General features: G+C 34.1%; 18 protein-coding genes and 1 pseudogene. 7 read left to right on the top strand and 12 right to left on the bottom strand.

Going from position 1 to position 24,940, the window contains the following annotated elements; all coding sequences use genetic code 11:
• Positions 1-4 precede the first annotated feature (4 nt).
• Genes lpxK through uvrC form a run of 4 tightly spaced genes read left to right on the top strand, consistent with a single transcriptional unit; the run spans position 5 to position 3,807 of the window.
• A complete protein-coding gene (lpxK, locus tag ACFQ02_RS01165) occupies positions 5-1,006 on the top strand; it encodes a tetraacyldisaccharide 4'-kinase (RefSeq protein WP_380818257.1) in 1,002 nt (333 codons plus the stop codon).
• Positions 999-1,181 carry a Trm112 family protein gene (locus ACFQ02_RS01160; RefSeq protein ID WP_380818255.1) on the top strand — a complete coding sequence of 61 codons (183 nt, stop codon included), beginning with the start codon at positions 999-1,001 and terminating at the stop codon, positions 1,179-1,181. The genes lpxK and ACFQ02_RS01160 overlap by 8 nt, the downstream gene beginning before the upstream one ends.
• Positions 1,182-1,964, top strand: coding sequence for a 3-deoxy-manno-octulosonate cytidylyltransferase (kdsB, locus tag ACFQ02_RS01155; protein WP_380818253.1), 783 nt, complete (start codon positions 1,182-1,184; stop codon positions 1,962-1,964).
• 13 nt (positions 1,965-1,977) lie between these two features.
• Positions 1,978-3,807 carry an excinuclease ABC subunit UvrC gene (gene uvrC / locus ACFQ02_RS01150; RefSeq protein WP_380818251.1) on the top strand — a complete coding sequence of 610 codons (1,830 nt, stop codon included), beginning with the start codon at positions 1,978-1,980 and terminating at the stop codon, positions 3,805-3,807.
• A 73-nt stretch (positions 3,808-3,880) separates the two neighbouring features.
• Here the strand turns inward: uvrC and ACFQ02_RS01145 are convergent, their stop codons facing one another.
• Positions 3,881-5,230, bottom strand: a complete 1,350-nt coding sequence (locus tag ACFQ02_RS01145; protein WP_380818249.1) for a GntP family permease — start codon at positions 5,228-5,230, stop codon at positions 3,881-3,883.
• Positions 5,231-5,460: 230 nt separating this feature from the next.
• Between ACFQ02_RS01145 and ACFQ02_RS01140 the strand changes: the two genes are divergently transcribed.
• The gene (locus ACFQ02_RS01140) at positions 5,461-5,982 is read left to right on the top strand and encodes a gluconokinase (RefSeq protein WP_380818246.1); all 522 of its coding nucleotides are present in this window, start codon (positions 5,461-5,463) and stop codon (positions 5,980-5,982) included.
• A 107-nt stretch (positions 5,983-6,089) separates the two neighbouring features.
• Positions 6,090-8,024: an ABC transporter ATP-binding protein gene (locus ACFQ02_RS01135; RefSeq protein WP_380818244.1), complete on the top strand. Its 1,935-nt coding sequence runs from the start codon at positions 6,090-6,092 to the stop codon at positions 8,022-8,024.
• Between the two features lie 33 nt (positions 8,025-8,057).
• Here ACFQ02_RS01135 and ACFQ02_RS01130 read toward each other — a convergent pair whose 3' ends face one another.
• From ACFQ02_RS01130 to rsxA, 8 genes and pseudogenes are all read right to left on the bottom strand, one after another.
• On the bottom strand, positions 8,058-9,419 hold the full coding sequence (locus ACFQ02_RS01130; protein WP_380818901.1) for a sodium-dependent transporter: 1,362 nt from the start codon (positions 9,417-9,419) through the stop codon (positions 8,058-8,060).
• A gap of 32 nt (positions 9,420-9,451) precedes the next feature.
• Positions 9,452-10,087, bottom strand: a complete 636-nt coding sequence (gene nth, locus ACFQ02_RS01125; RefSeq protein ID WP_380818242.1) for an endonuclease III — start codon at positions 10,085-10,087, stop codon at positions 9,452-9,454.
• 1 nt (position 10,088) lies between these two features.
• Positions 10,089-10,760, bottom strand: a complete 672-nt coding sequence (locus ACFQ02_RS01120) for an electron transport complex subunit E (RefSeq protein ID WP_380818239.1) — start codon at positions 10,758-10,760, stop codon at positions 10,089-10,091.
• Positions 10,761-10,815: 55 nt separating this feature from the next.
• The gene (rsxG, locus tag ACFQ02_RS01115; protein WP_380818237.1) at positions 10,816-11,478 is read right to left on the bottom strand and encodes an electron transport complex subunit RsxG; all 663 of its coding nucleotides are present in this window, start codon (positions 11,476-11,478) and stop codon (positions 10,816-10,818) included.
• Positions 11,478-12,566, bottom strand: a complete 1,089-nt coding sequence (gene rsxD / locus ACFQ02_RS01110) for an electron transport complex subunit RsxD (protein ID WP_380818235.1) — start codon at positions 12,564-12,566, stop codon at positions 11,478-11,480. Before rsxD ends, rsxG begins: the two co-directional genes overlap by 1 nt.
• Positions 12,566-14,368 carry an electron transport complex subunit RsxC gene (rsxC, locus tag ACFQ02_RS01105; protein ID WP_380818233.1) on the bottom strand — a complete coding sequence of 601 codons (1,803 nt, stop codon included), beginning with the start codon at positions 14,366-14,368 and terminating at the stop codon, positions 12,566-12,568. Before rsxC ends, rsxD begins: the two co-directional genes overlap by 1 nt.
• A pseudogene (gene rsxB / locus ACFQ02_RS01100) lies at positions 14,368-14,960 on the bottom strand (electron transport complex subunit RsxB). Before rsxB ends, rsxC begins: the two are co-directional and overlap by 1 nt.
• Position 14,961: 1 nt before the next feature.
• Complete coding sequence (gene rsxA, locus ACFQ02_RS01095) at positions 14,962-15,543, bottom strand: electron transport complex subunit RsxA (protein WP_380818898.1); 582 nt, start codon at positions 15,541-15,543, stop codon at positions 14,962-14,964.
• A 185-nt stretch (positions 15,544-15,728) separates the two neighbouring features.
• On the opposite strand from rsxA, the gene ACFQ02_RS01090 reads away from it, so the two are divergent.
• Positions 15,729-17,144, top strand: coding sequence for a DUF945 family protein (locus ACFQ02_RS01090; RefSeq protein ID WP_380818229.1), 1,416 nt, complete (start codon positions 15,729-15,731; stop codon positions 17,142-17,144).
• Positions 17,145-17,233: 89 nt separating this feature from the next.
• Here ACFQ02_RS01090 and ansB read toward each other — a convergent pair whose 3' ends face one another.
• From ansB to ACFQ02_RS01075, 3 genes are all read right to left on the bottom strand, one after another.
• Positions 17,234-18,283 carry an L-asparaginase 2 gene (ansB, locus tag ACFQ02_RS01085; RefSeq protein ID WP_380818226.1) on the bottom strand — a complete coding sequence of 350 codons (1,050 nt, stop codon included), beginning with the start codon at positions 18,281-18,283 and terminating at the stop codon, positions 17,234-17,236.
• Positions 18,284-18,490: 207 nt separating this feature from the next.
• Entirely contained in the window at positions 18,491-22,789 is a 4,299-nt protein-coding gene (locus ACFQ02_RS01080) for a two-partner secretion domain-containing protein (RefSeq protein ID WP_380818223.1), read from the bottom strand.
• A 156-nt stretch (positions 22,790-22,945) separates the two neighbouring features.
• On the bottom strand, positions 22,946-24,613 hold the full coding sequence (locus ACFQ02_RS01075) for a ShlB/FhaC/HecB family hemolysin secretion/activation protein (protein ID WP_380818220.1): 1,668 nt from the start codon (positions 24,611-24,613) through the stop codon (positions 22,946-22,948).
• Between the last annotated feature and the right edge of the window lie 327 nt (positions 24,614-24,940).

Below are 24,940 nucleotides of genomic sequence, written 5' to 3'. Positions count from 1 at the left end.
CAAAATGAAATTTTGGTATGAAAGTGATCTTAAAGCAGTCTTATTTAAATGGTTGCTTTCTCCTTTTTCTTTGCTATTTTGGGGCGTTTCAATTCTCCGTCATCAATTATATCAACGAAAAATTTTGGATTCTTACCGCTCTTCTGTACCTGTCATTATTGTCGGTAACTTATCTGTTGGTGGAAATGGCAAAACACCAGTCGTAATTTGGTTAATTCAACAATTACGCCAACAAGGTATAAAAGTTGGTGTCATTTCGAGAGGCTATGGTAGTCAGTCTAGTTATTACCCTCGTTTAGTTCGTCATGATGATAACCCTGTGGATTGTGGTGATGAACCTGTTTTAATTGCGAAACGTACAGGAGTACCTGTATGTATTTCGCCTAATCGCCAACATGCCATTGAAAAATTAATTGCAAATTTTCCTTGTGATGTGATTATTTCAGATGATGGGCTACAACATTATAAATTACAACGAGATATAGAAATTGTCGTAATAGATGCTGATCGTGGTTTTGGTAATGGCTTTTTGTTACCTGCGGGTCCATTACGCGAATTACCATCTCGATTAGAAACAGTGAATTTAATTATTGCCAATGGTGGTGAAAATGCTAATGCTGATGCCGTGATGTTTCTGCAACCGCAGTTCGCTATTAATTTATTGACTAACGAGTACTGTGCTTTAAGTGATTTTTCACAGCGAGAAATAGTAGCTATTGCGGGTATTGGTAACCCACAACGTTTTTTTACAATGTTGAGAAATTTTAATTTTAAGCTAGTCAAAACGTATGAATTTGCAGATCATGAAAAATTTGAAGCAAGTGCTTTTACACAATTTCCAAAAAATCGACCGCTCTTTATGACAGAAAAAGATGCGGTTAAATGTATTGAATTTGCTCAGTCAAATTGGTGGTATGTTCCCGTAGAAACTGAAATTTTGGGACAATCGGCAATAGAATTAGTAAATAAAATAACGCAGAAAATTCAGAAGGTAAAAAATGGATAATCGATTATTAGAAATTGTTGCTTGTCCTCTTTGTCAAGGGCGATTAAAATATAATAAAGAAAATCAACAACTTATTTGCACTTACGACAAAGTAGCATATCCTATTTCACAAGGTATTCCCGTTTTATTAGCTGATGAAGCAATAGCGGTTAATGAAACTGAAAAGGAAAGTTAAATGACAGAATTTACTGTAATTATTCCAGCACGTTTTGCTTCAAGTCGCTTGCATGGTAAACCTCTAGCAGATATTGCAGGGAAACCAATGATTGTTCATGTTTGGGAAAAGGCTAAACAATCAGGAGCTAAGCGAGTTATTGTTGCGACAGATGATGTAAAAGTTGCTGAAGTTGTCCGCAGTTTTGGAGGCGAAGTGTGTATGACTTCAGAGCAGCATAATTCAGGTACAGAAAGACTTGCAGAGGTTGTAGAAAAACTAGCTTTACCAGACGATGAAATAATAGTCAATGTTCAGGGAGATGAGCCACTTATTCCGCCAGTCATTATTTCACAAGTGGCAAAAAATCTAGTGAAATATCAAGTTAATATGTCTACGCTTGCAGTAAACATTGAGGATTTGCAAGAGTTATTTAATCCAAATGTCGTAAAAGTATTAACAGATAAAAATGGCTATGTTCTATATTTTTCTCGAGCAGTAATTCCTTGGGATCGAGACCAATTTGTTCATTTACGACAAGGAGAAGTTTTAAATCAAAATATCAATTTAGCTTGTTGCTATTTGCGTCATATTGGGATTTATGCATACCGCTCAGGATTCATCAAACAGTATGTCCAATGGCAGCCTACTTTACTTGAACAAATTGAAAAATTAGAGCAGTTACGAGTATTATGGCATGGCGAAAAAATTCATGTTGAACTCGCTCATGAAGTTCCTCAAGTTGGCGTTGATACTGCGGATGACTTGGAAAAAGTGCGGTTGATTTTAGGACATTATTTATAGATAAATAGAATTTATGACCTTCAATGCAAAAAAATTTCTTGCAGACGTTAGTGATCATGCAGGTGTTTATTTAATGTATGATGCTAAAGAGCAAGTAATTTATGTAGGTAAGGCGAAAAATTTAAAAAAACGCTTGGCGAGCTATTTTCGCACTAATATAGTGAGTAAAAAAACAATTGCACTAGTAGCCAGCATTCGCCGTATTGAAACTATTATTACTACATCAGAAACAGAAGCTCTTTTGTTAGAACATAATTATATTAAGGAATATCAACCTCGCTATAATGTACTATTGCGTGATGATAAATCTTATCCGTATATTTTACTAACCAAAGAGCAGCATCCTAGAATTACTTCTCACCGAGGTCCCAAAAAATGGGCTGGAGAATATTTTGGTCCTTATCCCCATGTGAGTGCAGTTCGTGAGACTCTCTCTTTACTACAAAAGCTTTTTCCTGTACGACAATGTGAAAATTCTGTTTACAACAATCGTTCTAGACCTTGTTTACAGTATCAAATTGATCGTTGTCTTGCTCCTTGTGTAGCTGGTTATGTAAGTGATGAAGACTATAATCAGCAAGTGGATTTTGCTCGCTTATTCTTACAAGGAAAAGATCAGCAAGTACTTGATCATTTAATTAAAAAAATGGAGCTGGCTGTTGCTAGATTAGATTTTGAACAAGCTGCGTTCATTAGAGATCAGATCCAAGCAGTACGTTCTGTAGTAGAAAAACAATTTGTGAGTAATGATCGTCTAGATGATTTAGATATTATTGCTATTATTTATCAACTTGGTATTGCTTGTGTGCAAGTATTATTTATTCGGCAGGGCAAAGTGCTGGGGAATCGTAGTTATTTTCCTAAAGTGCCAGTAAATACAGATTTAAGTGAGTTGACAGAAACTTTTGTAGGGCAATTCTATTTACAAGGTCATCAAGGAAGATCAATTCCCAATAATATTATTGTTGATCAAAAATTACTCGAAAAAGAAAGCTTAGAGATATTATTATCAGAACAAGCGGGAAGAAAAGTAAGTATTCAAGATAAAACAAAAGGTAGTAAAAGCAAATACTTGCAGCTTGCCCAGATGAATGCAAAAGCAGCATTAACAGCACAGTCAAAACAAACTACATTGATACAAGAACGTTATATAGCTTTACAAAAATTGCTTAATTTACCAACAATTAAACGAATGGAATGTTTTGATATTAGTCATACACAAGGACAACAGACAGTTGCATCTTGTGTAGTGTTTAATCAAGATGGTCCGCTGAAATCTAATTATCGCCGTTTTAATATTACAGATATTAAGGGAGGAGATGATTATGCAGCAATGGAGCAAGCACTGCTTAAAAGATATGATCGATCTTTAGCAGAAGAAAATATTCCTGACGTTATTTTTATTGATGGGGGAAAAGGACAATTAAACCGAGCGTTGCAAGTATTTCAAAATCTTAATGTAGAATGGGACAAACAACGACCTCAATTGATTGGTGTAGCGAAAGGGATTGATCGTCGAGCAGGATTGGAAACATTAATTATTAGTAAGCAAAATAAAATTATAAATCTTCCATCAGATAGTCCTGCACTACATTTAATTCAGCATATTCGAGATGAAAGCCATAATTATGCGATAGGCGGGCATCGTAAAAAACGGCAAAAAGCTTTTACTCAAAGTGGATTAGAATCTATTGAAGGTGTGGGCGTAAAACGTCGCCAATCATTATTAAAATATTTAGGTGGTATGCAAGGATTGAAAAATGCAACAGTGGATGAAATTGCCTCAGTACCGAATATTTCTACAGCGTTAGCTGAACGTATTTTCGACGCATTACACCATTAGAAATCCATTATAATAAGATGAGAATGCGGTAGAAACTTTTCAAAAATCTACCGCACTTTGAGCAATTAATTTTTTATAGCAAAATGCTACCGATGAGTGCTAAACCAAACCCAACAAAACCAATAAACGTTTCCTGCACTGTCCATGTTCTTAGCGTAGTTTTAGTATCCATTCCTAAGAATCTGCTAACTAGCCAAAATCCACTATCGTTTACATGAGAAAATACAGTTGCCCCTGACGCAATAGCTATAACGATAAAGCAAAGGTCAAATTGAGTTAATCCTGTTGCTGATGCGACTGTTGGTGCAATTAACGCTGAAGTTGTGGTGAGAGCAACAGTAGCAGATCCTTGTGCAATACGTAATGCAGTAGCAATCATAAAAGCTGCAATGATAATAGGCATACCTGTATTCGATAACATTTCAGCCAAAACATCGCCAATTCCACTCGCTCGAAGTACACCACCAAACATACCCCCTGCACCTGTTACTAAAATGATACCACAAATAGGGGCTAAAGCATGGTCACAAATTTTTTCTATTTGTTCATAGCTACGCTGCTCCTTAAGTAAGAAAATAGCAGTAATAAGTGTAATTAACAATGCAACTGGAGTCTTACCGATTAATCGTAGACTTTCTACCCAAAGTTGTGAACCATCAATTATTTTACTCACAGATAATGTGTTTAAACCAGTGTCAAATAATATCAGTATTAAAGGAAGTAGTAAGATAGCCAATACTTTAGTAAAACTAGGTGGATTTTGTACCGCAGTTTCGTTAATTGCTGCGTTATTTAATACGTTTTTAGGTAATTCAAGAAATATTTTTTTTGCTAAATAGTTACTAAAAACATAACAACTTATATACCAAGTAGGGATTGCTAAAATGATTCCAATCATAACTAATAGCCCTATATTCGCTCCAAGTAGATCTCCCGAAGCAACAGGACCTGGGTGCGGAGGAGCAAACGCATGCATAACAGCAAAAGCACCAGCAGCAGGAAAAGCATAGCGAATAACAGAGCCACCAAAGCGTTTTGCAACACTGAAAATAATTGGTAGCATAACTACTAGACCTGCGTCAAAGAAAATTGGGAAACCAAATAATAAGGATGCAAGTCCTAATGCCAGAGGTGCTTTTTTTTCGCCGAATTTACTAATTAAAGTATCAGCTAATACTTTTGCTCCCCCTGTAATTTCTAATAATTGTCCGATCATCGCACCTAATCCAACTAATAACGCCACGGAAGCAAGAGTATTACCAAACCCATTTAATAACGTTGGTAAAATTTTATTGATTGGAATTCCTGTAGCAAGTGCGGTTAATAGGCTGACAATAATTAATGCGACAAAAGCATGTACACGAAATTTGATAATTAGAAGTAAGAGCAATAAGACAGAAGCGATTAAGATAAAAATTAGCATATTCCCTCCATCAGAGAATTATAATATTATTTTAGTTACCAGTAACATATATGTTATTGTAGATAAGGTAAAGTAGAATTTACATTTTTCCTTTGATTTTGTGATGAGGTTCAAATTTTTAATGTTTTTATATTTTGTTTTGGCTAAAAACATTTATTTTTATGATTTTTATTGCAAAATAAATGTTTTCGGTAACTTTTATAGAATTGATATAAAAATAGGGGATTTTTATGAAAAAAATAGCAACAAACTGCATTATTTTTATGGGAGTATCTGGGGTGGGGAAAACTTCTTTAGGAAAAGAAGTTGCACATCGTTTAGGGTTAAAATTCATTGATGGTGATGACTTACATCCTAAAGCAAACATAATAAAAATGGGGCAAGGTCAGCCTTTAAGTGATCAAGATCGTAAACCTTGGTTGGAACGAGTTCGTGATGCAGCGTTCAGCTTAAATCATAAAAATGAAGTAGGCATTATTGCTTGTTCGGCTTTGAAAAAAAGCTATCGAGATATGATTCGTGATGGTAATGAAAATATTTGTTTTTTATTTTTAAATAGTTCTTTTGAACTGATTAAATCTCGGATGCAACTACGAAAAGGTCATTTTATGAAAACAGAAATGCTTAAAAGTCAATTTGAAACTTTAGAAATTCCACTGACTTCGGAACAAGATGTTATTTTTATTGATATCTCAGATACTTTTGAGCAAGTAGTGGAGCGTTGTATTGAAGCATTGAAACCAATTTTATAGTTTGATAACAAAAAATTAAAGTTAAGTTGTTTTGAGCTGAAAAAGAAGAGTAAAACTGATAAAATCAGCAAAAAGTTTACTTTTCCAACATATTTTAAGGACTTATAGTGGCATTAATCAGTTTAACCGATGCGTATCTTTCTTTTAGTGATCATCCCTTATTAGATCATACTGATTTACACATTGAAACAGGTGAAAGATTGTGTTTAGTGGGACGTAATGGTGCAGGGAAATCAACATTATTGAAGATTTTGTCTGGAGATACTGCACTTGATGATGGGCGTTTGCAACTTGCTCAAGGAGTGATTATTTCTCGTTTAGAGCAAGATCCACCTCGTCATGAGAAGGGTAATGTGTTTGATTATGTGGCTGAAGGCATTGGACACTTAGCGGAATTATTAAAAGACTATCATCGTATTTCTCTATCTTTAGAGCAAGATTATAGCGAACAAAAATTGAATCAATTAGCGAGTGTTCAAAGTAAACTTGAGCATTTAGGAGGATGGCGATTTGAAAATAAAATTAAAGAAATTTTATTAAAATTAGAGTTAAATCCCAATATGCCCCTAGCCCAATTATCTGGTGGCTGGTTACGAAAGGCAGCTTTGGCTAGAGCATTAGTCTGTGAACCTGACGTATTATTATTAGATGAACCAACTAATCATTTAGATATTGAAGTAATTGATTGGTTAGAAAATCTTTTACAAGATTTTAGTGGCAGTATTGTTTTTATTTCTCATGATCGTGCATTTATCCGTAAAATTGCGACGAGAATTGTTGATCTTGATCGAGGTAAATTAGTTTCTTATCCTGGAGATTATGATCTTTATCTAGCAACCAAAGAAGAGAATTTACGTGTCGAAACATTGCAAAATGAGCTATTTGATAAAAAATTGGCACAGGAGGAAATTTGGATTCGACAAGGTATTAAGGCTCGTCGCACTAGAAATGAAGGGCGAGTTAGAGCATTGAAAGCTTTGCGAGAAGCTCGGCGTCAACGTCGTGATGTAATGGGAACGGCGAAATTACAAATAGATAACATTAATCGTTCGGGTAAAATCATATTTGATCTACAAAATGTAACCTATGAAATAGCTGGTAAAACATTGTTAAAAAACTTTAGCACTACTATATTAAGAGGCGATAAAATTGCATTAGTTGGTCCAAATGGTTGTGGAAAAACTACTTTTATCAAACTGTTATTAGGAGAATTGCAACCCTGTTCTGGTAGTATTAAATGTGGTACAAAATTGGATATTGCTTATTTTGATCAATACCGTGCAGAACTAGATCTAGAAAAAACGGTAATGGACAATGTAGCTGATGGCAAACAGGATATTGAAGTTAATGGTGTAAAACGTCATGTATTAGGTTATCTACAGGATTTCTTATTTCCACCAAGACGGGCAATGACTCCAGTTAAAGCGTTATCTGGCGGTGAACGCAATCGTCTATTATTAGCGAAATTGCTCCTTAAACCTAATAATTTATTGATTTTAGATGAACCTACTAATGATTTAGATGTTGAAACCTTAGAATTATTAGAAGATTTATTAACAGATTATCAAGGAACATTATTAATTGTTAGTCATGATCGTCAATTTATTGATAATACTGCTACTGAATGCTATTTTTTTGAAGGTGAAGGTACACTAGGAAAATACGTTGGCGGTTTTTATGATGCACGTCAGCAGCAAGAAAATAGCCTAGCAACGAAAGTTAAATCTCAGCTGAAAGTGAAAAATGTATCACCACAAAGTGCGGTACAATCTGATAACGAATTGAATCAGGTACCCAAAAAGCGTCAGCAGAAATTGTCTTATAAAGAACAACGAGAATTGGAGCAGTTGCCTTTATTACTAGAACAATTAGAACAAAAAATCATTATATTTCAGAATGAAATAGCTGATCCCGCATTTTTTCAACAATCGTATGAACAAACGACAGTTAAATTACAGAAACTTGCAGAAGCAGAGCAGGAATTTGAATTAGCATTTAGCCGATGGGAATATTTAGAAGGAATACAAAGCAAACAAAAATAATAGTAAAGCCTGAGATAAGCTCAGGCTTTATAGTTAGATTAAGTTGCTAATAAAGATAACTAAAATAATGAGTGGAACAACAAACTTAACATAATTGAACCAAATGGTACTAAACAGCGAATTTGGTGTTGAAGATAATTCTTGCTTAGCTTCTTCTTTCAATACAAAACCAACGAAAATAGCACATCCAAGTGCGGTCAATAAAAATAAGATATTACCACTGACATAGTCAAATGTATCAAAAATGCTTTTACCAAAAAATGTAATATCTTTTAATGAATTATCCCCTAAAATTGAGGGAATATTACCCAATAAGAAAATACCGCCCAAAGTTACAATAATTGCTTTGCTACGGCGAAATTTGAGTTTTTCTTGTAGTGCGGTAATGATAACCTCATAAATAGTGATTGATGTGGTTAGTGCCGCGATTAGTAGTAGACCAAAGAAAATCACAGCAAAGAAGCGTCCTGCCCATAAGTGTGAAAATACAATTGGTAAACTTTGGAATACTAAAGTTGGTCCTGCATTAGGTTCAATGCCGAAGCTAAAGAGAGAAGGAAAAATCATAAATCCAGCTAATACTGCAATAACAGTGTTAGTAAAACCTGTGATAATAGCAGTTTGAACTAAATTTTCTGTTTTGCTTAAATAGCTAGATAAAGTAATCAATACACCGAATCCCAAACTTAATGCAAAGAAAACTTGTCCTAAAACCATAATAAATAAGTGCGGTGTAATTTTAGAGAAATCAGGTTTTAAGTAATAAATAATTCCTTCCATTGCACCAGGTAAAGTTATATTACGGATTACCATGCCGATAAGAAATAAAAACAATAATGGCATTAAATATTTTACTGCTCTTTCAATTCCTGCAATGATTCCTTTAATTAAAATAATATAGTTAATGAACACAAAAATAAAAGTGTATAGAATGATTTGTAAAGGACTTCCAGCGATACTAGTATCATAGAATTGTTTAGCTTGCTCTTTGGTGATGACCGATGAAATATCTAAACTACCGCTAATTAAGCTGATGATATAGTTGATAACCCAACCGCCTAACACCATGTAATATGCCATGATACCGAATGCACCAAGTAACCCCATATAGCCGATTATTTTCCAGTACTTAGAAATAGAGCGATTTTTAGTGTTAAAGGCATCAATCGAATTAACATGTAGACGTCTTCCTATTACATTTTCTACTAAAATCATGGGAATACCAATGAGTATCATAGCTACACAAAAAAGAAGTACGTAGGCCCCACCACCATTTTCCCCAACTAAATAAGGAAACCGCCAAGTAGCACCAAAACCCACTGTTGCTCCTGCAACAGTAAGTACATAAGTTAATCGATTTGTCCAAGTTTGTCTTTCTGGTTTTGTCATTATAATTTACCTCATATCTGGGTTACTGGGATTGGTATTTAACTTTCTGTTTTGTCTTTGTATTCGCATAGATCTTCAATAATACAAGAGCCACAACGAGGCTTCCTTGCTATACAAGTATAGCGACCATGTAAAATTAGCCAATGATGAACATCAACTTTAAACTCTGCTGGTACAACACTGAGTAGCTTTTCTTCTACTTTCAATACGTTCTTACCCGATGCAAAACCTGTTCGATTACAGACTCGAAATATATGTGTATCAACAGCAATTGTTGGGTGACCAAATGCAGTATTTAAAACTACGTTAGCTGTTTTTCGTCCTACGCCAGCAAGACTTTCTAATTCTTCACGACTCTCTGGTACTTGACTATCATATTTTTCAATTAAATCGCGGCAAGTTTTGATAATATTTTCTGCTTTACTGTTATAAAGTCCTATCGTTTTTATATAGCTCTTTAGCCCATCTATGCCAAGATCAAATATCTGTTGCGGTGTATTTGCAATGGGAAAAAGCTTAGCCGTAGCTTTATTAACACCTTTATCAGTTGCTTGTGCAGATAAAATTACAGCAATTAATAACTCAAAAGGCGAAGTATAATTTAATTCAGTTGTTGGTGTCGGATTATGATTACGTAAACGGGTTAATATCTCAATACGTTTTTGCTTATTCATACTATTTTATTTTCTGATCTACAAAATTTTTAAGTGCAAGTAAGAAGCCTAAAGTTAAGAATGCTCCTGGCGGTAAAATAGCTAACAGAAAATTATTGTGAAGTGGAAATATTTCCACATGCAATACAGCTGCCCAGTTACCCAATAAATTTTCAATCCCAGTGAAAAGTTTTCCTGTACCTATAACTTCTCGAATTGAACCGAGTAATAACAAACTAAAAGTCATTCCTAATCCCATAGAAAAACCATCAAATAAAGAATGAAGTATTGTATTTTTAGAGGCAAATGCTTCTGCACGACCGATAACAATACAATTAGTAACAATGAGCGGAATAAAAATGCCAAGTGATTGATAGAGTGTATAAGTGTAGGCATTCATCATTAATTGCACTAATGTCACCGTAGTGGCGATAATCATAACATAAATAGGAATACGAATTTCATAAGCAATTTTATAGCGAAACAATGAAATTACTGTATTGGTGCAAACTAGTACAATAATGGTAGCAAAGCCTAAACCCAGAGCATTTGTTGCAGTAGAAGACACGGCAAGAAGAGGACAAAGTCCTAATAATTGTACTAAAGTAGGGTTATTATGCCACACCCCTTGTTTTAACAGCGTTGCCCATATAGTACTTTTAGTCTCTTTTTTTACTGTATGTTGTTTTGTCATTGTATTTTACTCTATATCTTCTTGATTTTGAGTTTGATTTTTCTCAAAATCCAAGCTAGTGCGGTGTGTTTTTTTTAGATTTTGCATTATCTTCATTTTGTTCGTTGTTTAGTTGAGCGTAATTAATAAATTGCAATATAGCTAAAGCCGATTGTTTTACTTGATTAACAACTGCACGAGGTGTAATAGTAGCTCCTGTAAATTGATCAAATTTTCCTCCATCTTTTTTTACTGCCCAGCTTCCTAAATTGTTAGGATCAATTTGTTGATCATTAAAAGATAAAATCCAGTCAGAAATACGCAATTCTATTTTATCCCCTAAACCTGGCGTTTCGTTATGATTCGTCACTCTTACACCAAGAATTTTTCCTTCTAGCGTGATGCCAACGATGAGTCGAATATTACCAGAGTAGCCATCAGTTGCAACTGTTTCGTAAATATAAGCAGTGTTTAGATGATTCTTTTGTGCAGTACATATTTTATCAATTCGAGTTTGTTTTAATATCTCTATATCAAATGTAGTGCAGCTTGCTAGTAGATCATTATCATAGTATTTTGAGGGAATAATTTGAGAAAGTAGCTCTTGCTGCTGTGTAGCGATTGCTCGTTGGATTCTGTCTTGAGTCAGAAAATAAAAACCAACAGAAAGTGCGGTACAAATTAAAGCAGTGATACCAAGAGTGACACCATAGCGAAAACTGACATTAAGTGTTTTCATTATTTTATCTCCCTTTTCTGATGCCCATTGATTATTGGACGAGTGTAGTGATCGATTAAAGGAACACAAATATTTGCTAATAAAATAGCGAATGCAGTACCATCGGGATAGCCACCTTTAAAACGGATTAAACAAATTAACGCACCTACAATAGCACCAAATATCAGTTTACCTCTAGGTGTGATTGATGCTGTGACAGGATCGGTGGCGATGAAAAAGGCGGCAAACATAGTTGATCCACTGAAGAGCTGCCATAAAGGTTGAGGTACTGTATCAGAAAAGAAAAAATGAATTGTTGAAATAGTAAACATAGTAGTTAACAGTGCAACTGGGATATGCCAGTGAATAATTTTTTTCCAAAGTAAAAATAGACCACCAACTAAGAAAAGGATGTTGATTTGAGCCCAACCTAGTCCTAGTGATATTTGATCGATATTATCAGAAAGAAAAGATTGAAAAATTGGTGAAGAATTTAGTTGTGAAATATGCTCTATTCCCGATTTTATATGTGTTTTAACTGCATCTAAAGGTGTTGCTTGTGTAATTCCGTCAATTGCAGAAGTTAGCTGATGTAAGCTAAAACCATCGCTAGTGAATCCATTAAATATTAGTGAATAGGAATCATAGAATGTTGGCGGTTCATTTAATAATCGTATTGGAGGTAACCAGGTAGTCATTTGTAATGGAAAGGAAATAAGTAAAATTACATAACCAACCATCGCTGGGTTAAATAAGTTTTGACCTAATCCTCCATAAACATGTTTACCTAAAATAACTGCACAAAAAGTTCCAATTAAGATTACCCAGTAGGGGGAATAAGAAGGAATAGCTACTGCTAAAATTAATGCAGTTAATACGATACTGAAATCACCAATATAAAAGTATATTGGTTTTTTACGTAAAATAGTGACGATAAGCTCCAATAGCAAAGCAAAACAAATAGCAAGGCAAGACTGAATTAGTACACCAAAACCAAAATAATAAATTTGCCCTGCAATTGCTGGGAGCATAGCAACGATAACCCATAACATAATATGAGCTGTACGTTTACCTGAATGAGTGTGGGGTGAACTTTTCATTTTAAACATTAGTTGTTCTCTCGTTGGTGTTGTTGTGCTGTTTTTCTTGCTTTTGCTCTTGCAATTGCGGCGGCGATAGCAGCTTTTTTAGGATCGCTTGGTTCAAGAGCGGTTTCAAGCTTTCTTTGCGTAGTAGTATCAGCTTTATTTTCTTCTGTTTGTCTGCTTAAGCGACGAGCTTTGCGTAAAGCCGTAATATCTCTATTGTCAGGTAAAAGTTCACCTTTTTCATTGGTTAAGGTTTTCACTTCTTTGACTTGCAATGTATTAGTTGTCTCTAGCTTTTTAGCTTTTAACCGAGCTAATGCGGCTTGTACTGGATCAATACCTTGTTGCTGTGCTAATTCTTCACGACGTAGTTCTGCCGCACGTTGAGTTCGGGCTTTACGAGCTTGTTCCTCTTGATTTAAGCGAGCCTGTCGGTTTTCAAAACGAATTTTAGCTTCTTCAGATTTTTTCTCCTGTTGTTTAATTTGCCAAAGTTTCGCTTTTTCTTGACGAAAATATTGAATTAACGGAATATTACTTGGGCAAACATATGCACATAATCCGCATTCTATACAATCAGTTAGTGAATATTCTTGAGTTTTTTCATGATCTTCAGAGCGAGCATACCAATAAAGTTGTTGTGGCATTAATTTTACAGGACAAACATCGGAACAAGCACAACAACGAATGCAAGATTGCTCTGCAATTGGTGGGGAATATTCAAAATGATCTGGAGCAAGCAAGCAGTTAGTCGTTTTAGTGACAGGGACGTTTAAATTAGGCAAAATAAATCCCATCATTGGTCCCCCCATGAAAACAGGAAAACGGTTGTCATAGTTATAATCAACTTGCTGTAGTAAATGATGAACTGGAGTACCTAAGCGAACCCATCTATTTCCTTTATTAAGAATTTTATCACCTGTTAACGTAACAACTCGTTCAATTAAAGGTTCATCATTTATTACCGCTCTTTTGATAGCAAATGCAGTTCCCACATTATGCATAAGTATGCCAACAGAAGAAGAACGTTGACCACTTTGAATTTCTATTCCCGTTAAAATCTGAATTAATTGCTTTGCTCCACCTGAGGGATATTTTGTTGGAATAACTCTAATTTCAATATCATTTGCACCATGCAATGCTTGTTTTAATGTATTCACCGCTTCAAGTTTGTTATCTTCTATTGCGATAACAACTTTTTCGGGGCGTAAAATATAACGTAAAATCCGAATACCCTCGATAATATCTTGCGGATAATCTCGCATTAGACGATCGTCACAAGTAATATAAGGTTCGCATTCTGCACCATTAATAATCAGTAACTTTGTTGATTTTTCCGCAGTTTTAATTTTAGCAGCACTGGGGAATACAGCTCCACCTAATCCTGCTATTCCAGCAAGATAAATCCGTTCAATTAATTGTTCAGGAGTTTGACTGAGAAAATTTTCAATTGGAAATTGCTCTCTCCACTGATCCAAGCCATCTGCTTGAATCTCTATAGTTAATTCTGATAAGCCTGAAGGGTGGGCTGCTACATAAGGAGCGATACTAATTACTTTACCTGAAGTTGGAGCATGAACAGGTAAACTTCTTAATTCTTGTCCTTGAGTTAACGGTTGACCTTTTAAGACATAGTCTCCGATGTTGACAATAATATTGCCTGCAACACCACTGTGCTGTTTCACTGGAACATAAAAAGTGCGGGGTAAATTTATTGATTTTATTGGTTTTTGATTTGATTGAGATTTCATCTCAGGGGGATGAAATCCACCATGGAAATCCCATAATTTTCCTGAATTAAATGCCGTTAATACGTCTTTCATTATTTCCCCACAATCATGTTTTACTCGATGCTGATGAAATTTCCACTACAGGAATAATTAAATTTGGATTAAATTTCCAATCCCAATTATCAATGGTCTCAGTTACGTTAATTATTGAAATACAGTCTGTAGGACAAGGTGCAATACAAAGTTCACAGCCAGTGCAGAGATCTGCGATAACAGTGTGTAATGCTCGATTTGTACCAATAATTGCGTCGACAGGGCAAGCTTGAATACATTTTGTACATCCTATACACATTTCTTCATTAATTAGTGCTACTTTAGCTTTATCGTCTTCAGCAAATTCAGTTGTCGGGGTATCTACACCTAATAAATCGGCAATTTTTTCTACTAATGGTTGTCCACCTGGAATACATTTTGTGATCAAATCTCCATTAGCGATGGCTTCAGCATAGGGTTTACAACCAGCATAACCGCATTGCCCACACTGGCTTTGTGGTAGTAAAGCATCGATTTTCTCTACAATAGGATCAGCTTCTACTTTAAAGTGAATAGATGCAACGCCTAATACAATGCCAAAGAGCAGTGCCAATATAGCCACTGAGATTAAGATATAATATATCATAGCCATATTATGTTCTCACTAACCCTGTGAAACCCATAAATGCAAGGGACATTAAGCCCGCAGTGATTAAAGCGATAGAAGCTCCACGGAAAGGTTTTGGAACATCTGCCGCAGCTAGCCGTTCTCTCAGTGAGGCAAATAATATTAGAACTAAGGCAAAGCCGAGCGAGGCACTGAAACCATAAATAACCGATTGAGTTAAGTTATGAGCAAGATTGACATTTAGCAATGCTACACCTAACACTGCACAATTAGTTGTAATTAAAGGGAGAAAAATACCAAGTAAACGATAAAGAGTTGGGCTAGTTTTTTTTATCATCATTTCAGTAAACTGAACGACCACTGCAATGACTAAAATAAAAACTAATGTACGTAAAAATGTCCCTTCTAAAGGAATTAACAAATAATGATCGATTAAGTAAGCACACAACGACGCAACGGTGAGAACAAACATAGTTGCTAAGCCCATTCCCATTGCAGTTTCGATTTTTTTTGATACACCCATTAACGGACAAAGCCCCAAAAACTTGACTAATACAAAGTTGTTAATGAGTGCGGTGCTAATAATTACTAAAATATAATCGGTCATAAGTTTTTTTGCCAATTTGAACAAACTCCATATTATCTCTATTTCTGCTAATCAGGACAATAAAAAATTTTTACACAGAAAAATTTTTGTATAAATTGACCGCACTTCTGTGTCTATCTCTATCTAACTAATAAGAATTATGCTAATTTAACTAAAGTTTCTTTACAGGATAAAAAGGAAAAATAATGAAAAAAACAACTGTAATTGCGGTGATTATTGCTTCAATAGGCGTTTACACAGGAGGGAGCTGGTATATTGGTAAGCAGCTAGAAAACGGATTTCAGCAACGTGTTGAACAAGTGAATAAATTATTATCTTCATCCTTCACGCCTATGTTCGATCTTGAATTAACGAATGCTAATATTGAACGTGGGATATTTAGTTCAGAAATAAAATATAATTTGCATATTAATATTGATGGTGAAAGTCAATCTTATGATATTCCTTTTACAGGAAAAGTTTATCATGGTCCTATTACTTTAAATAATTTTTCCTTTAATTTATTAAGCGGTACGACTTATGTGGCAGAAAATGAACAAACTAAAAAATGGTTTAAAAATGAAAAAAATAATCCACTAAAAATGGACTTTAGTGTTTGTTATTTACAAAATATGCAAGGGAAAATAGAGTCTGATTTTGTTGCTAAGTTAGAGCAAATTGAAGGAGAGTTTAATTTTATTCAACATTTTGAAATTGATAAAAATAACGTTGCAAAATTTGAAATTGATATGCCATTAGCAAAATTAACATTTAAACAAAATTCAAATGGAAATGAGCATGTTATTCCTAATTATGATATGACGTTAGTAAATACTAAAGGTAAGAGTTCATTTTCATTTAATCAAAATTTGAGTCATACTTGGTTGAATGAAGCCTATGTAAAAACAGAATATGGTTCTCTGATTAGCGGCAATTCAATTATTGAGTATGAAAATCATGATTTGCATTTTATCGCCAAAGAGAATGAACAAGAAAAAGACTTTATTGATATTATAATAGATAACTATGTTGATGAAGTTAATCTAAATAATTTAGATTTAGGCAAAGTAAAAATTAAATTGGGGTTAAAGCATTTAGATGGTGAAAGTGTCAATCAGCTTGTTGCAGAATACAAAAAGTATGGAAAAAATCAGATTGATAATCAAGTTGTAAAATATGCAGTAGAAAAAATCTTGCAAAATACACCGCACTTTGTATTACAACCCTTAGTAGTAGAGAATGGAAAGGGTATGTTAGAATCAAATATAAGTGCTGAATTGTTGAAAGATTTTTTAAAATTACCCAATATTCAACACAATCTGTTTCAGATTTTTACGCATTTTAACTTTGATTTGCAACTAGATCACGAAGCTTTAGTTGAGTTTTTAACTGCATATGAAGTAAGCAAAGGAAAATCTCGTGAAAAAGCAAATGCTCAAGTGCGGAAAAATTTAGCAATGTATCAAACAAGTATTGGTATTTTCGATAAAGAGCGAAATAAATACCAAATTAATCTAAAATTTGAAAATAACCAGTTGTATTTTAATCAGCAAAGAATTAGTAATGAAGATATAAAAATGGGTGTGTTTTTATTGGGAATGTTGCTAAGTAGTTATCACTGAAGTGAACATTGATAGCAAATGCGAATAAAAAATAGACAACATAAATCGGCTACTCATTTGATTGTGTAGCCGATTTTTTGTATAGCTAGTTAGTAATTATCAAACATTTCTTGAATAACAAGCGGATCTTTTGTTTTAGTTAAAGCCAACTGTAACAATATACGTGATTTTTGTGGGTTTAATGTACCTGAGGCAACAAATCCATATTTATTATCATCTAGTTCTGCATTGCGAGTTGTAAATCCTTTTCCAACACGAGATGATCGAACAACAGCAATACCTTTTTTAGCTGCTTGCTCTAGTATTGCTAAATTTTCAGCATTTAAATTACCATTTCCCACGCCCGCTACAACAATTCCTTGATAACCTGCATCAAGTAGAGCATGGAGAGGTTCAGTTGGCATGTTAGAGTAGGCATAGATAATTCCAACTTTAGGTAATTCTTTTATATTGTCTACATTAAACTCACTATTTACAGTATGTTTAGTTTCGCTAGAGTGGTCATAGTTGACTTTGTCATTATAGACAACGCCTAAAGGACCAAAATTTGCAGCAACGAAGGATTGAATTGCTGTTGTGCTGATTTTAGTTACATCACGAGCACCTAAAATCTCATTATTCATTGTCACTAACACTCCTCTGTTATGAGATTTTTGGTCTTTTGCAACTAAGACAGCATTATATAGATTTAGTGGACCGTCAGCTGATTTTTCTGTAGCTGGACGCATTGCACCCACTAAAACAATAGGTTTTTTACATTTTGCTGTTATGTTTAAAAAATAGGCTGTTTCTTCCATAGTATCAGTTCCGTGAGTAATCACAAAACCGTCAGTGTTTTTACATTGATTATTAATGTCTTTTGCTAAAGTCAACCAAACTTGATCGTTCATATCTTGTGAACCGATGTTAACAATTTGTTTTCCTGTAATGTTAGCGATTGCTTTCATTTCAGGTACAGCTTCGATTAAGGCATCAACTGCTAATACTCCAGCGGTATAATGAGCTTTTGCAGTAGTTTCTGTGCTACCAGCAATCGTCCCACCAGTGGCTAAAATAGTGATATTTGGTAATTGTTCTGCTTGAGCGGTTATTGAACCGAAAGTCAATAATGCAAGTGAAGCGATTTTTGTTAATTTCATAATAACTCCTAAAATATATTGATATTTTTGAAAGCATCAAATTTTGATATGAAAAGCTCGATTTTAAAATGAGATATTGTAGTAATATTCGGCAATTTCGTTTCTTTTTAAATGTCCCCCTTTTTAATATTGTAAAACATTAATGGGTTTTGAATGGAAGTGATCGCACTTTATAAAGTAATAAAATGCGATCTGAATTTTTATCAATTATTTTTCAATATGTAATGTAAAAGGTAGTTTTTTTTCTACGACAGCCTCTTTTAATTGTTTATAAATAGTTTTAGGATCGGTTGTCAAACTGCCTGTTGCATTAACAGAAAGCTTATTAGTAGTTTCTGGGGCTTTTGGATTAATTCCTCCATGAGTTAATGTATTACCACGTTTTAGTGCTACAGTGAAATCTGCTTTACCTAAAACACCAGCAATTGTACCGTTATCCCAGTCTTTTTTCGCATTTTCTTTCCAGTTTTCTGGCGTGTAAGCATTAATAATCCCACTACCATTAGCGGATATTTTTGCGGTTGTCTCACTGACTTTATCAGTTACATCCACAATATGCGTTATCCCTTTAATGTTGTTAGTAAGTTTCTCACTATCAACGCTAGCACCTTGCATTATTGCATTGCCATTAACATTAAGTTCAGTGTTTTTAGCATGAAGTTCTGTAGTTGCATGATTTTGATTTCGCACTATTTCTAAATTCGCCCCCGCAGAACCTCCTTTTACTAACCACATCGCTGATGATAAGCCACCGTTGAGTGATAGATTCGCACCAATATTAGTCTTATTTGTTTGGTTTTGCGGTGAAAGCAATTCCACAGCTCCGTGTTTAACATTCAATGTTAACTTGTTACTTTCAGATTTTACGCCAGAAAGCACCGCACTTTGATCGCCACTAAGAGTAACTTGATTACCTTTAATATTCACTTTATCGTGTTGAACACTATCTTCATGTTTTACATTGAAATCTATATTCGGAGCTAGATCAGAGGCTTTTGCTCCGACTTTAACGGCTACACCACCACCGATCTCTAATGCTTTACTGTGGTTTTCTGTAGCTGTAATAGAGAGTTGTTTTGCAGATACACCAACATTATTTTTAGCAGCAATATTGGTACCTTGTAGTGCTAGTTTATTTTCTATTTTTATAGTAACATCACCACCTTTTAATGTAGAACTTACCGCTTGAGTATTTTTGCTTTGACCTCCATTTGCTTTAGCTTTTACACTTACTGATGGGATAGCAACAGTTGCACTAGGTACAACAATAGCACCCACACCAACACCAAGTTCAAATCCACCAGATGTTTTAGATTCAGAATCAGTAGACTGAATAAATTTAGCATTTTTTGCTTTAACATTTAGACTTTTTTCTGCTGTAATATCTGCTTGGCTACGTAAATCTTTGGTATGGATTTTAATGTTATTACCTTTGATGTTGGTTTTTTCAGATTTAACCGAATTTGAACTAGCTTTTTGTAGATTAGCTTTAGTGTCTACATTGATATTAACAGTAGTAAAATCTGCGGTGTTTGCACTGACATTAACTTCTGCTCCTGCTGTTAACTTATCTTTCTGTACTGTATTTTGAGCAGATTTTGCATCATATTTTTCAGCCGTAACAACAATATCTTTATTTGATTGATATTTTGTCCCTTCATCAGATAGTACTTTACTATTACTTATAATTCCATTTTTTGCAGTAATATGACTGACAACAGATTTTTCTTCTACGGTGTTGTCGTATCCACCATTAGATTTTATTGCAATATTGCTGTTCACAGCTTTAGCAGTATTAATTCCAGCACCTACACTTACTTCTGTATTAACATTCTGTACGTTAGTAGTAACGCTATTTTTAGCTGCACTATGATTTATTTCTTTAACATTTTCTACTAGTTGGTTACCAGCTTCAAGATTGGAACCTTTGACATTCAATTTATCAGCATTGATATGAATATTGTTACCAGCCTTAATTTGACTGCGTTGAGCTGTACTTGTGTTTGTATTGGAATTGGTATAGTTTACTCCTATGCCAACTTTGCCAGAGACAGCGTCTGGTTTAACCTCTATATCTAATGTTAAATTAGCTTTGGTGTTAGCTTCTGTATTGCGAGCTTTATCATATTGTGCTAACTCATCAACTTTTTTAGCATCAACTTTTACATTATTTGTGGCATTAATTTTGCTACCACTAACGGTTACAGTATCAGCTTTTAAGTGGATATTTTTTCCATTTAGAGTTGATGCAGAGTGAGTAGTTGATTGTGTTTCTTCTTGATTGTCATGGATATGTAATCCAACACCTGCTTTACCCGAAATTGATACATTCTTTTTGACGTTGTCAAAAACAGCAGTACCAACGCCTTTGCCATCAAGTTTACCATCAACTAGCTTAGAAATAGTATCAACGGCACTACCAATTAAAGCTTCTTTATTCACTTTAATATCTGGTTTTTCTGCTTTGGCACTGAAATTAAAACTATAAGAAGAGGATTTGTGAGTTTCTGTGTTTTCTGCTCCTAAAAGGTTTATTTTGCCGTTTTTTAGCGAAACTACATCCAATAATCCAGCTGTTTTAAGAGAACTACCAATAACATTAATATCCTTATCTACTGTTAATTTTAAGTTAGATTCTGAATGAAGAGTTGAACCTTGAGCGGTTAGTTTTTGACTAAATTTTTCTGAGCGTGCTTTAGTAATATTAAAAATAGTGCCTTGACGATTATTTTCTATGGTTTTATTTTCTACATTTACCGCATCAATATTTAAATTGCCATTTACCGCTTTCACAATAGCCTCTTTTCCTGAAATTACTCGGCTACCTGAAATTTGCACACCTTTATCTGATTCAATGTAAGTTTTTCCTGCTATAGTAAAATCAGAACCATTTTGCATGCCTAAGTCGTCTTCAGAGAATTGTTGATTAGAACCACCTAATCCTCCCCAGTATTTTAGATCACCATCAACTTTGTGGTGATTAAAACTTTTTTCTGCAGTGAATGTGGTTTTATCATCAGCTTTAATCACTAGATCTCCATCAATTTGCCCTTTTACTCCTTTTAACTCTACTGATTGACCATTTATGACTAATTGCTGATCAGCTTTTAATTCAGTGGCAATGTAAGTTTGCACAGACTTTTCTTGTTTAGTTTGTCCAGTTTTGAGTGTGGCTGTCTCATTTTTTATATCTGCACTTATATTATTTATTGCAGTTTCTGTTGCTCCCTTCAAAGAAACACCATTTTTGCCCTGTAAACCGATATTTTTTCCTTCTAATTTTACAGCTTCACCAGTCAATTTTCCTTCAGTCGCAATGACTTTAACTGTATCTGCCGTAATTTCGGTTCGATGTAAATTTTCTTTGCTGGTGTTAAAGGTTTCATTGCGATGCCACAGACCTTTAGATTGATTGTTTTTGATAGAATAGTTATTAGTTGTTTTTTCTGCTCCAACGTGAGTCTGTTTGCCTACCAGTTTTGCTTCGGTGTTTGCCTTAATGTCTGTTGCAGTAACGTTAAGTTTATTTTTCGCACTGACAAATACGTTATCTGCTTCAATTAGCGTTTTTTGATATTGTTGAGTAGTTTTTTCTTTAATTTGATGTGAGGTGACGTTTTTTATGTTCGATTTATTTTCAGTTTTTTCATTTGATTGGTTCGAAGCTATACCAGTTAAAGTAGTATTGCCTGCGGTGACATTAACTTCTTTTGCTTTTAGATGACTACCAGCAACAGACAAAGTAGCTCGCTCATCAGTAGAATGAATTCTAATTCGCCCAGCTTGAATACTACCTGCTATTTTCCCATCTAACACTTGTCCTTCTTGTCTGACAACTTTAATTTTTAATTGACCTTGAGCATCTCGTTCGATTTTATTACGTCCTTCGATGATGTTAATATCATGTTCAGATTTGATATCACCACTGACCTGAATCTGAGGTGCAATTAGATCTAAGTTTTGTGATCCAGTTATTGTTCCTTTAGTAACTAATTTATTATTACCTTTTACATCATAGCCATTTAAATTGCCATCTTTTACTTGTACTTGACCGACGACTAGAGATTCTTTAGTTGTATTGATAAAACCACATCCATCACAAGTAATTCCATTTGGATTAGCTAATACGTAATCAGCTTTTTGTCCAAATACTTCTTGTTTACCTGCTAAAGTTGAAGGATTGCGACTAACGACTTCATTTAAAATTATATTGGCAGCTTGATTTCCAAAATTAGGATTTTTGTTTACATCGCCGGCGAGTTGAGACTTACCGTTTTGCAACGCATTATTTAAAACAGCTCCTGTATTTTCAACATTATAGTTGTGATATTGATTGTGAGATAATCCAGAATTGCTTGGTTTAGCAATATTGATTACTTCTACATTATTTTGTTTAGAAACTTGAGTATTTGGGTTAGCTGGTTGGATGTCTGCATGACTGATTTGAACGTATAATATAGAGGATAGTGCGATAGCAATTTTGGATAACGTGAGCGGCTTATTCATAATAATATTCCTTTTTATTAAATCATTAAATACACAGAATTAATCAAATTCAGTGTTAATATCTTTAAATTTTTTCTCCTTCGATAGGGAGCTTTAACATACTAATATTGTTATATAAAAAAGCCACAGATTTATTTTAAAATGTGATCTTAGTCACTAAAAAAGATAGTTTGTTTGTAAATTAATACTACTCTCGTGTGAGTTTAGTCCATTAGGTTGTATTAATTTTCCATTTGCCCATTCAAAGTTAAGTGTCAATTTTTCAGTGAAATTAACTTTCAATCCAGCACCTAGTGCAAATGCTTTATAAGTACTACTTTGCCCACTAGAAGCTTTTGAGAGACCTATATCCATTAAAATGTATGGTTCAAATTGCCATTTTGCATCAGTGTAAATAATGCTAATTTCATTTTGTAAGACCGCACTTTTTTCTGCTGAAATTGATAGTTTTTTAAATCCTCTTATCGCATTCCGTCCTAGCAGTTCGAATTGCTTTACTCCTACTAGATTGTCTGAGCTATATTGTAGGAGTAAACGTTGTTTTTGATGAAAGAGATGATCTAACCAGTTATAGTAGTAATTGAATTGTAATTCCCCATTCCATTTATTGAATTTACCTTGCAATAAGTGCGGTTGATTTTTATGACGTTTTTCAATATCTAATTGAGTTAAGCCTTTTTCGTAATTTAAATCAAAGGATAAAGATCCTCGTGGAAATAATTGAGCATGATTGATACCTAAAAGTACAGTGTTTAATTTCGGACTTTGTAATTCGATCATTGCATCAAGAAAATAATTTTTTGCACTATAATGTTCAAATTGTGTATAAATTGTAGAAATGTGATTTTCACCTCGATGAAAAGTGTAATCAACTTTTAATCCTATTTGCCAACTGCTACCGCGCTGTTCGGCACGATGATATTGTAGTGGAACTTGAGTGTTAAATTTAGACAGAGTACCATAAGAATTGAGAGTCCAGTAACCATAAGGAATTGAATGAAAAAAAGTTGCTGAACGATTAAAATTAGTATTAACTGACTTTAATGTATGAGATAAGCTCAAAAATAAAGTATCAGATAAGCCTAAAGGATTATCAACATTAAAACCACTCCTAATTTGCCAATATTTATGACGATGGGAGGCAAAGTTATCGAATCCTAGATAGCCGTTGATTTTCGATTTCTCTTGATTAACGAAGCTAAGGTGGATCTCTCCTGTTTTTTGAGGTAAAACATCAACAGTAACGTGACTTCCTTTCATTTTGTTCGCTTGATCGAGTGATTGATCTAAATCTTTTATATTAAGCGGCTTATTGATCATGTGCGGTGCTAAAGTTGTAAAATTCAACCTACTACTAGTAGAACTAAGTGCGGTTACTTTTCCTTCAATAACATGTAAAATCAGGTTACCATTAGAATCTTCTTCAAATTGAAATGAGTGATGGATATAACCTTTTTTCAAATAAAGTTGAGTGATTTTTTTGCTGATTTCATTTAATTTACTCTCACTTATACAGTCATTTTTAGTAAGGTGTAGAGAGGAAACATCAACTAGAGTAATACCTATAAAATCTAATCCATTATAGGGTAAGCAATATTGAGATAAAGATGAAGAAGGAGAGCGCTCTTCTTTTTGTTGATATTGATGTTGATTAATCCATATTTGTTCACTTTGTTGTCGTAGTTGGTTTAAATTTTGTTGTGATTGTTGTTGGAAACGAGTGAATTCATTATCAATATGACCAATTTCTATTGCGTCTCCTGCATGTACTATAGATATATTAGATACTATTGTTAGTAAACCCAAATAATAGATAAATTTCATAGGCATTCCAAATAGTTAATAGTTTAGAAATGATAGTATAAAATTTTATTTAATGATAGAAAAGCATAACATTTCTATGAAATAAAAAGACTTAAATAATAACAAGGTAAAGAGCGGTCAGTTTTGAGAGAATTTTGTTCTTTGAGTAGATTTTTATGTTGTGAGAGGGATGGTCATAAAATGGTAATGAAATAGTTATTTTGATGTTATTTTGGTCAATTGGTAATTTTTTTTGGAAAAAAGTAAAAAAGTAGTTGCATAGGATTAAGAATTGACTATAATGGGGGGCACACAACGACACGGCGTTGTAAGTAGATGACCGTGTCG

It is taken from the genome of Seminibacterium arietis (genome assembly GCF_042675725.1).
Classification (GTDB): Bacteria; Pseudomonadota; Gammaproteobacteria; order Enterobacterales; family Pasteurellaceae; genus Seminibacterium; species Seminibacterium arietis.
The sequence above is the reverse complement of the archived record's forward strand: the minus strand, read 5'-3'. Positions and strand labels throughout refer to the sequence as shown.

Bases quoted from the DNA above. Each gene is read 5' to 3' on its own strand.
- lpxK (WP_380818257.1), top strand. From the start codon at position 5: ATGAAATTTTGGTATGAAAGTGATCTTAAAGCAGTCTTATTTAAATGG.
- ACFQ02_RS01160 (WP_380818255.1), top strand. From the start codon at position 999: ATGGATAATCGATTATTAGAAATTGTTGCTTGTCCTCTTTGTCAAGGG.
- kdsB (WP_380818253.1), top strand. From the start codon at position 1,182: ATGACAGAATTTACTGTAATTATTCCAGCACGTTTTGCTTCAAGTCGC.
- uvrC (WP_380818251.1), top strand. From the start codon at position 1,978: ATGACCTTCAATGCAAAAAAATTTCTTGCAGACGTTAGTGATCATGCA.
- ACFQ02_RS01145 (WP_380818249.1), bottom strand. From the start codon at position 5,230: ATGCTAATTTTTATCTTAATCGCTTCTGTCTTATTGCTCTTACTTCTA.
- ACFQ02_RS01140 (WP_380818246.1), top strand. From the start codon at position 5,461: ATGAAAAAAATAGCAACAAACTGCATTATTTTTATGGGAGTATCTGGG.
- nth (WP_380818242.1), bottom strand. From the start codon at position 10,087: ATGAATAAGCAAAAACGTATTGAGATATTAACCCGTTTACGTAATCAT.
- ACFQ02_RS01120 (WP_380818239.1), bottom strand. From the start codon at position 10,760: ATGACAAAACAACATACAGTAAAAAAAGAGACTAAAAGTACTATATGG.
- rsxG (WP_380818237.1), bottom strand. From the start codon at position 11,478: ATGAAAACACTTAATGTCAGTTTTCGCTATGGTGTCACTCTTGGTATC.
- rsxD (WP_380818235.1), bottom strand. From the start codon at position 12,566: ATGTTTAAAATGAAAAGTTCACCCCACACTCATTCAGGTAAACGTACA.
- rsxC (WP_380818233.1), bottom strand. From the start codon at position 14,368: ATGAAAGACGTATTAACGGCATTTAATTCAGGAAAATTATGGGATTTC.
- rsxA (WP_380818898.1), bottom strand. From the start codon at position 15,543: ATGACCGATTATATTTTAGTAATTATTAGCACCGCACTCATTAACAAC.
- ACFQ02_RS01090 (WP_380818229.1), top strand. From the start codon at position 15,729: ATGAAAAAAACAACTGTAATTGCGGTGATTATTGCTTCAATAGGCGTT.
- ansB (WP_380818226.1), bottom strand. From the start codon at position 18,283: ATGAAATTAACAAAAATCGCTTCACTTGCATTATTGACTTTCGGTTCA.
- ACFQ02_RS01080 (WP_380818223.1), bottom strand. From the start codon at position 22,789: ATGAATAAGCCGCTCACGTTATCCAAAATTGCTATCGCACTATCCTCT.
- ACFQ02_RS01075 (WP_380818220.1), bottom strand. From the start codon at position 24,613: ATGAAATTTATCTATTATTTGGGTTTACTAACAATAGTATCTAATATA.